Origin of the sequence: Bacillus sp. SIMBA_005 (assembly GCF_046535585.1) — a bacterium.
In the GTDB taxonomy this organism is placed as follows: domain Bacteria; phylum Bacillota; class Bacilli; order Bacillales; family Bacillaceae; genus Bacillus; species Bacillus pumilus.
In genome coordinates this window covers 1-267 of record NZ_JAWRWI010000513.1, presented here as the reverse complement: position 1 = coordinate 267, position 267 = coordinate 1, and the positions used below count along the sequence as shown (strand labels likewise).

The 267-nt window shown below is 69.3% G+C and carries 1 protein-coding gene; it reads left to right on the top strand.

Annotation, left to right across the window (positions count from 1 at the left end):
• On the top strand, positions 1-267 hold a 267-nt coding region (locus SB660_RS21120), incomplete at both ends, for a nucleoside phosphorylase-I family protein (protein ID WP_410584342.1).

The window sequence follows — 267 nt, the reverse complement described above, 5'->3', positions numbered from 1 at the left end:
AAGCTCCAGGCGACCTACGCGCTCACTCGGGCGCTCGACGCACGCGCCTACGAGGAGATCGTCGTCGTCGGCACCGCCGGCGCGATCGCCCCCGGTCTGGAGGCGACGGTGCACGAGATCGGCACCGCGTTCCAGCACGACGTCACCGACCTCGACGGCATTGCCGGCCAGCATGTCTCACTGCCCGCCCGGGTGTCGACCGGACGCGAAGGCGTTCTGATCGCCACCGGTGATCACTTCGTGGAAGACGCGGAGGTCACTGCGGTG